This window comes from Paenibacillus aestuarii, from assembly GCF_027789125.1.
Taxonomy (GTDB): Bacteria; Bacillota; Bacilli; order Paenibacillales; family NBRC-103111; genus Paenibacillus_E; species Paenibacillus_E aestuarii.
The window spans coordinates 1-10,608 of record NZ_JAQFVF010000082.1 but is presented as its reverse complement, the minus strand read 5'-3'; the positions used below and the strand labels follow the sequence as shown (position 1 = coordinate 10,608).

General features: G+C 44.1%; 9 protein-coding genes and 2 pseudogenes. 5 read left to right on the top strand and 6 right to left on the bottom strand.

What is annotated here, in order from left to right:
• Positions 1–412: 412 nt before the first annotated feature.
• Positions 413–1,699: an IS110 family RNA-guided transposase gene (locus O9139_RS27910; protein ID WP_270877931.1), complete on the bottom strand. Its 1,287-nt coding sequence runs from the start codon at positions 1,697–1,699 to the stop codon at positions 413–415.
• Between the two features lie 465 nt (positions 1,700–2,164).
• Positions 2,165–2,671, bottom strand: a complete 507-nt coding sequence (locus O9139_RS27905) for an SMI1/KNR4 family protein (protein ID WP_377526712.1) — start codon at positions 2,669–2,671, stop codon at positions 2,165–2,167.
• 49 nt (positions 2,672–2,720) lie between these two features.
• Between O9139_RS27905 and O9139_RS27900 the strand changes: the two are divergent.
• The 4 genes and pseudogenes from O9139_RS27900 to O9139_RS27885 all read left to right on the top strand — a co-directional run.
• A pseudogene (locus tag O9139_RS27900) lies at positions 2,721–3,914 on the top strand (IS110 family RNA-guided transposase); the annotation flags it as partial.
• Positions 3,915–4,395: 481 nt separating this feature from the next.
• Positions 4,396–4,522: pseudogene (locus tag O9139_RS27895) on the top strand (3-ketoacyl-ACP reductase); the annotation flags it as partial.
• A 215-nt stretch (positions 4,523–4,737) separates the two neighbouring features.
• Positions 4,738–5,631 carry an SMP-30/gluconolactonase/LRE family protein gene (locus O9139_RS27890; protein WP_270885025.1) on the top strand — a complete coding sequence of 298 codons (894 nt, stop codon included), beginning with the start codon at positions 4,738–4,740 and terminating at the stop codon, positions 5,629–5,631.
• A gap of 185 nt (positions 5,632–5,816) precedes the next feature.
• Positions 5,817–6,038 (top strand): helix-turn-helix domain-containing protein, encoded by a 222-nt coding sequence (locus tag O9139_RS27885; RefSeq protein WP_270885024.1) that lies wholly within the window; start codon positions 5,817–5,819, stop codon positions 6,036–6,038.
• Positions 6,039–6,149: 111 nt separating this feature from the next.
• Here O9139_RS27885 and O9139_RS27880 read toward each other — a convergent pair whose 3' ends face one another.
• From O9139_RS27880 to O9139_RS27865, 4 genes are all read right to left on the bottom strand, one after another.
• Positions 6,150–6,527 carry a winged helix-turn-helix transcriptional regulator gene (locus tag O9139_RS27880; protein ID WP_270885026.1) on the bottom strand — a complete coding sequence of 126 codons (378 nt, stop codon included), beginning with the start codon at positions 6,525–6,527 and terminating at the stop codon, positions 6,150–6,152.
• A 289-nt stretch (positions 6,528–6,816) separates the two neighbouring features.
• On the bottom strand, positions 6,817–8,019 hold the full coding sequence (locus tag O9139_RS27875) for an MFS transporter (RefSeq protein WP_270885023.1): 1,203 nt from the start codon (positions 8,017–8,019) through the stop codon (positions 6,817–6,819).
• Between the two features lie 272 nt (positions 8,020–8,291).
• A complete protein-coding gene (locus O9139_RS27870) occupies positions 8,292–8,954 on the bottom strand; it encodes an MBL fold metallo-hydrolase (RefSeq protein WP_270884814.1) in 663 nt (220 codons plus the stop codon).
• A 55-nt stretch (positions 8,955–9,009) separates the two neighbouring features.
• A complete protein-coding gene (locus O9139_RS27865; RefSeq protein WP_270884815.1) occupies positions 9,010–10,032 on the bottom strand; it encodes a zinc-binding alcohol dehydrogenase family protein in 1,023 nt (340 codons plus the stop codon).
• A 181-nt stretch (positions 10,033–10,213) separates the two neighbouring features.
• On the opposite strand from O9139_RS27865, the gene O9139_RS27860 reads away from it, so the two are divergent.
• On the top strand, positions 10,214–10,591 hold the full coding sequence (locus O9139_RS27860) for a winged helix-turn-helix transcriptional regulator (protein WP_270884816.1): 378 nt from the start codon (positions 10,214–10,216) through the stop codon (positions 10,589–10,591).
• Positions 10,592–10,608 lie beyond the last annotated feature (17 nt).

The window sequence follows — 10,608 nt, the reverse complement described above, 5'->3', positions numbered from 1 at the left end:
AACTCCCTCTATGGAGAATCACATAGCTCCTTAATACTCTCGTTTTCTTAGATTTTGACCACAATTACTTCTTTGTAGATAACATTTTAATGGAATGAAGTTGAAGAGGAAGAAATTTATGGGTTGCAGAGGTGCAAAAAAACTCTTCACCTATACCACATGCTGTAAATAGTGGATACTGAGGTAAAGTATGGTTGCACTTTTGGATCTCCACATGGGCTCATGGCGGTCAACCCTCCCACATCTCGCAGAGTCTTCGCTCTCACATTCCTTCATTCAACCTGTCCATGAGGTGGAGGTCAGATATGCTGCCCGACAGGATCTCTTCGTCCGTATGTTAACGCCGTTCCGACTCATCCGTGCTTCTTGTCATCTTCCTTTTGCTTAGGTCATCATCACTGAAAATCGTAATTTATGCAGCTTGTGATCGCTCTTCAAATCGAGGAATATCCTGGATCATCTTTTCTTCACTGAACTCGTGTCCCTTTTTCAATACGCCAAACAGGATTCGTATGAGCTTGTTACATAAAGCGATGAGGGATTGCATCTTTTTCAATGGATTTACCGGTCGTTTCGTGTAGTACTCATGCAAGGTTCGGAATGCTGTATTTTTAGCAACCAGTGGCATCATCACTCTAAAGAGCAAGGCACGAAGGCGCTTCCTACCTCTCTTCGTTATCTTCGTCTGTCCGGTGTGCTTGCCTGAGGAATTCGTTTTTAAGTTCAATCCAGCAAGTTTCGTGATCTGTTTGGGATGACGGTATTGCCGAATGTCACCTACCTCAGCTAGAAAACCCGCGATGGTGTCTCTTCCAATCCCTTTAATGGCCAGTAATTGCTGCACATGCGGGATCTGCCCCAGCAGTTCATCCAATTTCATTTCCAATTCTTCCAGCTTGCTATTAAACCAGTCGTACTGAGTCAGCAGAAGTTTCAGCTCCATTTTAGCTAACTCTGCACCTTGTTGTATGCCCACTGAACAGCTTGCTGCCTCCTTCAGATTCCTTACTCGGCCTAAACCAAGCCCACGCTTGGCAACCTCTCTCAGATGCCGCAGCAGGGTTTCATCTGGTACATCAACAAGTTCATGGGGCAGTAGATAGAGACTTAGCATTTGGATGGCTGACTTGCACTCCCAGTCCTTAAATACCGTCAGAAACTCCGGGAAATACCGGTCTAACCAATTATGGACACGTGCTTGCACAACACAAAGATCAGTCGTCAGGTGATCGCGAATTTTCATCGCTTCTCGCAGTTCGGCATAAACGCCCTGAGGAAGGTTCGGTACGGCATATCTTCCGTCTTTGACCAGTTGCGCAATGACTTTAGCATCCTTGACGTCATTCTTCGTTGGAGAATTGTCATCTAGTTCTTTGCTTTTCTTCACGTGCAGCGGATTCACTACACCGTATTTTACATGCTTTTCTTTTAGAAAATGGGCGAAGTTCAGCCAGTAATGGCCCGTTGGTTCCATCCCAACGATAATGTCCTGGAAGCCTTGCTCTATTGAAATCTTCTGAAACCAGCTTACGAACAACTCAAAGCCTTGTCGATTGTTTTCAAACGTAATGGACTTCCCAAACTCGACTCCGCGGTTGTCTTGGGCTCTCGCTACATGTTTGAATTTTGCAATGTCGACTCCGATAATTAAGGTAGAAGATGTGATTTGATTAATTCTTTCATTTTGAGTAGAATGCATGTTGTAGTCTCCTTGGTTTGTTTTTGGATCCGGTTGCTGGCGAGCGTTCAGGACCCATTAACATTTTACCAAGGAGTCTTTTTATTTCTCAAACCTCGTATTTCTTCATAATAGGAATGCTGCCCGTTCGCTTAATTGCCAAAGGACTACACCCCCGCTGTCTCCTCTACTAACTACTAAATTGTTAATCATAAGCCCTAACTCCACAAAAAAACGTTCACCCAGTTGAGTGAACGCTTAATTACATCAAAACTTTATTACTGTGATTCTAAAATATAAATATCTTCATTAGTGCTATTGGATTTATAAAATACCCCCACTGATACCAATACAATTGGTTTATTTCTATCTATTCCAAACAAAGTCTATCTTGTTGGTCTCAGAAATTGTCAATTAAAATTCAATCCTTTGTTTAAAGTTTTCTTGTTATTGGTATTCTGTGGAATAATCCAACAATCCTATCAGTTAACACGAACTGCGATCAGACGGGCCATCGTAGGCATCGCCAATTGTTTGATAATCTTCTTTTAACCAGTACCATCGTTCACCGCTATTCTGAACCAAACGATTCAGCAACTCAGTAAATGAATTCGCTATTACATGACAACTTCCCGGAACTGCATGTCTATCCCAAAAGCTATCGTAACATTTCCCTAACCGATCTGGATGCAGATCAATAGAAATGTAGTCGCCATTTCCATCATGACCAATTATGTACAAATGTGAAGATATATCCTCATCAACTTGTTCCCCAACGATGACTGGATTGGAAAAGACAAACTCTCCAGCTCGGACTATTTCACAGCTATAATCTTTGTTTTCAAAGAGAATTACCCCACCGCAAAGCTCATAAAATCGTTTAACATCTGATGGAAGGCTATGCTGATTCGTGTGCGGCAATCCGTTTGTTGGATTCACTCTGCAATTAGGTAAGTTCATTATCTGTTCTAATAATGCCTCTACGTCCTTCAATACATCTTTCCTCCCTTAGTATCGTGTCCTTTAGCTTAAAACCCTGTGCGTAGACATCGCCCAGGAAGTCCATGTCGCCCGCGCTGTCAGCTTTCAAGGGATTGCTCTGGGAACTCCGCTCGAATTCGGTAATCATCTTGAGGGGTTCAAGCTATTCGAGCGCTGGATCAAGGATCTTCTCAAATCCTACAGACTGAGCCACGTAATGGTTGGCATGGAACCAACCGGCCACTACTGGTTTAGCCTTGCACGTTGGCTTGTAGAGCAAGATATTGAAGCCGTTCTGGTTAATCCTCATATCGTTAAAAAGAATAAAGAAAACCGGGATAATACACCGTCTAAAAGTGATCGTAAGGACGCGCTTGTCATTGCAGATATGATCAAAAACGGGTACTACTCCCCCGTCCATTTTCATTCAGAAGCTTACGAGGAACTTCGTATTCTCATGGCTAACCGTGAAACGGTCACAAAACGTCTCAACAGTGCAGTGAATCAGATTCATCGCTGGGTAGACATTGTTTTCCCTGAACTCCGTCAGGTCTTTAAAATCCTTACCTGTACCAGTGCAATCGCAACACTCAGACTCTTCCCTTTACCGAGTGAAATCAGCCATTTAACCACAGAACAGGTTCTTGAAGGTTGGAAGCAATATGTAAAGCGTCATGCTGGCGTTAAGCGCGCTAATTTGTTTATTTCTCTTGCAAAATCCAGTGTTGGCACCACGAAGGCACTCCATGCTTACAAACTTCACCTTGGTCAATTGCTCGAAGAATATGACCTTGCGCAAAGCCAGCTTGAACGGATTGAGAATGAGATCCATATCATTCTTAAACGTATTCCGTATGCTCAGAAACTGCTTGAAATACGCGGAGTTAACGCCACGAGTCTAGCCGGAATACTTGGTGAGGCCGGTGATTTAAGTGGATATACGCATGGAAATGCGCTGCTTCGGCATGCTGGGTTAAATCTAGCTGAGGCTAGTTCTGGGAAGTGGCGAGGAACAATGTTCCTCAGTAAACGAGGGCGTCCACGTCTGCGCCGTTTTCTCTATCTCATGGCAATGTGTATGGTCATGACTAATCCGGAGTTCCGCGCTTTACACCGCTACAACGTGGAGGAAAAGAAGCAAAAGAAGATGAAATCCATTATGAAATTATGTGGTAAAGTAGCTCGCTTGTTAGTCGGTCTGGCTAAAAGCAGCGAGGGTCACGATTCAACTCGAGTTTTCCAAAAAGCAGCTTAAAAAAAGATTATACTCACCAGCTCATGCATTCGCAGGATGAAGAAGCACGGAGTATCGGGAGACGTTACGCAAAAGGGCTCGGACCCGTTCCGTTAGAAAGACCGACCTCCACCCCTTAGTTTAGATGTGACGAATGAATGGGCTTAGACCCGTTGGGATATGGGAGCGAGAATCGCTAGGGCGCAGTGGAGACGTGCACATATGGAACATTATGGGTGATGGACACCTCACCTTTGTTTGCGCACGCTCTTTTCTATTTTCTCCAGACCTAAGCTCCTCTTTCTCTTCTCTCTTCAACTTACTACAGAGGGAATCCTGCGAATTCATGAGCTTGAGTGAGGAAACTGAATCATTTCGAGGGAGCTTAGCGTTCTTTTTTACTAAGCTGTTGTGTACCAAATAAGTAGATAATAATTTTGCCGATTCCAGGGGGGGGGAAATACAAATATTGCAACGTCATCAACGCATCGCACTCATGGGGAGAGCAATGTCAGGTATGCATTTGAACCCACACGGGTGACCCAGTAGACATTGCTAAAGTCGCTCTTTTCCCAGCCTCAGACGATTCCGGCTTTGTGAGTGGAATTGTAATTACAGCCGACGCTTGATGGACTGCATATTAATAAATATTCACAATAAAGTTGAACTGATTGATTATCGCAGCTATCCATACGTTTATTTAAAATCCGCAAAGTTGCGGCTTTTTGTGTGTATTCATATGCTGTAATATTTTTGACGACAAACATGTTTCCTGCATATCCTAAGTAAAAACTCATCCTGGGTCTTAAAGGAGAAATACATTTGGATATTGCAGGTAAAAGAAATGAAAGCTGACATTGCATCTAACACATTTTATGATTTGTTTCCTCAGATCACCTGTCTCGAACAGGCGACCACCGGATTTATTTTTACCGAGGGTCCAGCTTGGGATAAAACGGACGGCTCACTTGTATTCAGCGATATTAAGGCAAACACGATTTATCGCTTGAAGGAGCAGAACAATCTCTCCGTAGTGCGGCGTCCAAGTGGAATGTCGAATGGACTGGCGTTTGACACTGAACAGCGGCTCATTGCTTGCGAACATGCTGGTCGAAGGCTCTCTTTATATTCCCTGTATGATCCGATTGGACCAATCGTTACGCTGGCTGACCGCTATGAGGGAAAACGCTTAAACAGTCCGAACGATGTGATTGTAGCTTCGGACCACTCCATTTACTTCACAGACCCCAATTACGGTTTAGTGAATGAATTGCAAACACCGAAAGCGCAAGAGCAGTTGTTTCAGGGAGTCTACAGGTTATCTCCGTCAGGCAAACTGACACTACTGATCAATGACTTTGCTGGTCCTAACGGTTTAGCGTTATCGCCTGATGAACGTAAGCTGTATGTCAGCGACACGGAGCGTCAGCATATCAGAGTGTTCGATCTTGATGAGCAAGGACGATTGGTGTACGGCAGACTGTTCGCCAAGCTGGACGTGAGCAAGGGAGAGGGCGTCCCCGATGGCTTGAAGGTGGACGCAGAGGGGCACGTGTACTGCGCAGGACCGGGAGGAGTATGGGTGTTTGAACCAGACGGAAGCATTATCGGATTGTTGAAGATTCCTGAAATAACTAGCAATTTGACGTGGGGAGGAGTATCAGGACGGACCATGTATATTACCGCCACTTCCTCTGTATACAAGATACCCGTCGGGGTGACTAAAGCAGGATTTTGATCCGAAGCGAATAAGGAGAATCTAGTACCCTTTCGAACCAGATGAATTCTAATACGGAAAAACGATATGTGTATCTCCTTTTTTGGAGATACACCTTATAAGGACAAGTTGGACTCCAAGTAAGCCCATTATATACGGTAGATAGGTGAAATAATGAAAGCCTGTTACTGTAGTGGAGCATTTTTATGCATAAAAATAAACTTAATGCGTTAGAGAAATTGGCTATCCTTCAAGAAATTGAAAGCGGTCAAATTGGAGTGAAGTCCGCTGTTAGAAAGTACGGCTTTAGTGAATCCAGTCTAGTGAAATGGCAACGTCGTTATCAGTTGTACGGTTACGTAGGATTAGAGGCTCGCACCCACAATCACAGTTATTCCGACGAGAACAATGAAGTAATTTTGTGCTAAAAGCCGATCCATAGATAAACAGCAAACTGAACAGATAAGTTCCAATCTTCAGGTTCCTTTACTAAAGTCCTTTAAATCATCTATACCATCATTAACCTCCCCTCCGATTACTCAAGGATAGTCCCCTTGTCTCGTTCTAGTTTCGTTATGTCTGATTAAACAATTCTCTCCCCATGCTTTCATAGATAATATGATCGGATCCAACGTTCTTCCAAAGTCAGTCAACGAGTATTCCACTCTGGGTGGGACTTCTTTATAAACTTCTCTGTGGATGATCCCATCCCGTTCAAGCTCCCGTAGCTGTAATGTTAGCATAAACCTCGTAATCCCCGGATGGAGATGCTGGAATTCATTAAATCTTTTCGGTCCGTCAGTGAGATGATAGAGAATAATCCCTTTCCATTTTCCACCGATGGCATCCAGAGTTGTTTCCACAGGAGATCCTTCCATGTTTGGACTAGCTCCGTATTTATTTCTTCGATCTCCCATTACTCTGTCCACCTCCAATAGTATGATTTTTAATACTACATAATACATTATGCGTACTTCCTTAATGAGCTTGTTCAGTTGATTCGATTCTTGCACAAACGCCGCCAATTCCAACTGTTTATGATTAAAGCATATGCTCTTGCAGCCTGCTTCCTTGCGGTACAGGGTCATAGCAGGACGGATTTTCCGTGAAGGAAAAGCTTCTCATTCCGGTTTTCCTTCGGGGGAGCAGTGTTCTGGAATGATGGTGGTCTTATTGAATTCCGTTACGGCTGCCACATTGTTGTTCTTATGAAGCCTTTCGGGCGTTCCCTCCGTACATGGATAACGTTGCCTGGCTGCTGACCCATGCAACCACTGCGGCTGCACACAGAATAGCTGCCAGCGAAATGCCAAGGAAGCGAAAACCATGGTGCATCAAGGAAGAAGAAAGGATCTGTCCGATACTGGCTCCAATAAAGACAAAGAATGAGTAAAGGGCAACGGCGCTGCCACGGGCATTCCCGCCAAGCTGGTTTATCCGAACGATAATTCCCGGAACGGTTATCGAGATGCCAGCGACGAAAATAACGCTTGAGACAACCAACGCAAATACCGTTGTGGATAAAGCCTCGAAAGCAATGCCGGCAGTGGCGATTGACAGCCCGGCAATAAGAACCTTGGAGGCGCCAAAACGCTTGATCGATTGACCGGCAAGAGGTGACATCAAGATGCCGGGAATGCCTGCCAGCCGAATCCACATCAGCCCGCGCCCCCCCATACCAAAGGCATCCGCGATATGCGTGCCAAGACCAGAATACATCGCCACGAAGCTAAGCAGCAGCGTAACGGCAACCGCATAAGTGGCGAGCAGCGGTGCGATCCTGAACAAGCCGAACAAACGTCCAATCACCGTTCGAACCGATGTCTTATCGCCTGAAACCACTCCGGCTGGTAGTCGAAGTATGCATACAGCTATAATAAGGTAGCAAACGGCAAGAACATCAAACACCTCTTTCCAGCTGACTATCTGCTCCATGGCACTGGCATACAGTTGACCAAGCACGCCGGCAAGCAAGAAACCGCAGCTAATGATTGAAATGGCGACCGAGCGGAGGCGAGGAGCTATCACATCGCCTACGTACGCGAGGGCGACCGGAGGAAACGAAGCCGCGATAAACCCTTGCACGGTGCGCAGCGCGATAAGCCATTCCACCGATGGGCTTAATCTGACGGATACACTGGATAAGACGAGGACAAATAAGCCGCCGACTAATATATTTCTGCGTCTAGCTCGATCTGACCAAGTGCCAAATACGATAGTACCAAATGCATAAGCAAAGCCAAATCCACTTCCCACCCACACCAGCCGGCTTTGCGGCACACCATATGCCTCGGCCAGCACGGGTAGCAGTGGAATGGTAACATACAGCAGCGATACGACCAATATAGCACCAATAGTCAGAATCGCTATAATTCCATAATTCGCTTTGTTTTCGGTTATTTCATTCATCCGTATTCCCTCTATCCTTTTTGTCTCTACTAATTTTTCTAAATCAAATGCTATAAAGGAATTCGACCCCTCAAAAATGCCTTACTCCCCGAACCGCTGCACACAGTAGCAGTCCTGGGAAGACATTTAAGTCATCTGATTATTCAGTCATTTTAATCGGGATTAGAGTTAGGGGCTCCGATTTTTGTATCGCTTAATATTTCGTGGGTGATAGAATAGTATGGACGGCTTTTAATGTTTGAGCCAGATTTTCATTGGATATATTGACTTTTTTAGTCTCGATACCGTAGCACATGATTTGCATACAATTCATCATTGTAGAGAAGTTCATGTCCATGTGATGAGCTGAGTAGTGCGGGTTTGATTTCATCAATAATAACGGCGCTATCGATGTTCTCGTTGATATCGATGCTAAAACTTCTAATGGGTGGATGTAAATCCTCCTTACTTGTAATAAAGAGATCTCCTGTTAGAAGTACATTGTCCGTTTCATGATGGTAGATGACATGCCCAGGAGAGTGCCCAGGTGTTAGATAGTATTGGATAGGCAGGTTTGCAAGTGTTTGCTCTGTTAATGGCAGAACCCTATTGGCTACCCCTGTATTCTCAAGGGTATTGAAGTTCGGATAAGGTGCTTCTCCATTGATATATATAAGTTCTTTCTCATGGGCATATATAGGAATATTGAACTTCTCTAACCACTTCGCAGCACCTTGAATATGATCACTGTGGCCATGGGTAAGTAGAATGGCTTTGGGAGTACCAATAGCTGTGGCTGCCCTCATTTGAGCATCTACTAATCCTTCTAGACCTGTATCGATGATATAAACATCATCATGATCTTTAATTAACCAAGTATTGACAGGGATATGGATAGGTTCAGTGACTACAGATTCACATTTATATACATGTTCTGAGAGTTGAATCAGGTTCATGATAAGCACTTCCTTTTAGTAGGGTTTGGAATTTCTGATATCGTTTTTGAGTGCATTAAAAATTTTCAATGGCAATTTTACCAATAACTCTGCCCGTTTCCAGCAATGAATGAGCTTTTCGTAAATTCTCAGCATGGATAGGGGAAAGTCGTTCGCTCAGGGTAGTTTTTATCTTTTTACTATCAATTAAATCAGCTACTTCGTTCAAGAGCATGTGTTGTTGAATCATGTCTTCCGTTTGAAACATGGCTCTTGTAAACATCCACTCCCAAACAAAGGTTGCACTTTTGTTTACTAGCGAGAGCATATCAAGCGGCCCGTCTGCAACGATTGAGCAAATGGTTCCTTGAGGTGCAATCGCGTTCGCCATGTTTTTCCAATGCTTAGCTGTTGCGTTAAGACAAAGAATGTACGGAACGGTTTCATATCCTAACTGCTTTAATTGGGGGACGAACTCCTCGAAGTGGTTGATGGTGTAGTCAGCCCCTTGCTCTTTTGCCCAAGCAACGGAATCAGGTCTGGAGGCAGTTCCAATAACGGTCAGTCCAGCCCATTTTGCTAATTGGACAGCTATAGATCCGACTCCGCCTGCTGCTCCAATGATAAGAATCGCTTTATTCTTATTTTCGTTGGGTTCACGACTAATGTTCATTCGTTCAAACAATGCCTCGTAAGCAGTCAGCGTCGTTAACGGCAGGGCAGCAGCTTGTGCAAAGTCCAAAGATTTTGGCTTTTTCCCTACAATTCTCTCGTCAATAAGATGGAATTCACTATTACCCCCTTGCCGAGTAATGTCACCAGCGTAATAAACCTCATCACCTGGACGGAACAACGTGCAATCCGGGCCAACTTCTTCAACAATACCCGCCACGTCCCAGCCTAAAACTTTGGGGTTTTCTTCAACCTTTTCTTTAGGTGATCGAACCTTGTAATCAACTGGATTAACGGCCACAGCTTTTACACGAACGAGTAGATCTCGGCCAGTAGCAACTGGCTTTTCAATTTTTAGATCCAACAAACTTTCTGGGTTTTCAATAGGCAAATAACGATGCAATCCAACGGCCTTCATTGTTTCCATAGTACATTTCATCCTCTCGTCTAAGTCTTTAGAGTTTTTTTAACGGTATAAAAATGGGAGTTGGTTACCGTTTATGTTCCGACTTCTGTTATAATAATGCAGTTAGCTACTTTATGTAAGTACGCACATTTTTGTTGTATAGTGTACTTTTTTATACTAAGACTTGAATGGAGGCATACAAATGAAAAGTATTAATACTGAGTATCCATCTTGTCCTGACCCCCGCGGATGTCCAGTAGAAACCACATTAGAGGTGGTTGGAGGTAAATGGAAGGGCGTTATTTTATATCATTTACTGTCGGAGACAAGGCGCTTTAATGAATTTCGCAGGTTAATGCCAGATATCACACAGCGAATGTTGACCCTTCAGCTTCGTGAATTAGAAGATGGTGGAGTAGTACACAGGGAGGTTTATAAAGAGGTTCCGCCAAAGGTTGAATATTCGTTGACGGAGTTCGGTCGTACCTTAGAACCCATTATTAATCTCATGAGAGACTGGGGGTTGAGGTACAACCAGGAGATTGCAAACAAAAGGGATATGTTAGTAAAAGTGAAGTAATAAATTACTTGCGTCAC

Bases quoted from the DNA above. Each gene is read 5' to 3' on its own strand.
- O9139_RS27910 (WP_270877931.1), bottom strand. From the start codon at position 1,699: ATGCATTCTACTCAAAATGAAAGAATTAATCAAATCACATCTTCTACC.
- O9139_RS27890 (WP_270885025.1), top strand. From the start codon at position 4,738: ATGAAAGCTGACATTGCATCTAACACATTTTATGATTTGTTTCCTCAG.
- O9139_RS27885 (WP_270885024.1), top strand. From the start codon at position 5,817: ATGCATAAAAATAAACTTAATGCGTTAGAGAAATTGGCTATCCTTCAA.
- O9139_RS27880 (WP_270885026.1), bottom strand. From the start codon at position 6,527: ATGGGAGATCGAAGAAATAAATACGGAGCTAGTCCAAACATGGAAGGA.
- O9139_RS27875 (WP_270885023.1), bottom strand. From the start codon at position 8,019: ATGAATGAAATAACCGAAAACAAAGCGAATTATGGAATTATAGCGATT.
- O9139_RS27870 (WP_270884814.1), bottom strand. From the start codon at position 8,954: ATGAACCTGATTCAACTCTCAGAACATGTATATAAATGTGAATCTGTA.
- O9139_RS27865 (WP_270884815.1), bottom strand. From the start codon at position 10,032: ATGGAAACAATGAAGGCCGTTGGATTGCATCGTTATTTGCCTATTGAA.
- O9139_RS27860 (WP_270884816.1), top strand. From the start codon at position 10,214: ATGAAAAGTATTAATACTGAGTATCCATCTTGTCCTGACCCCCGCGGA.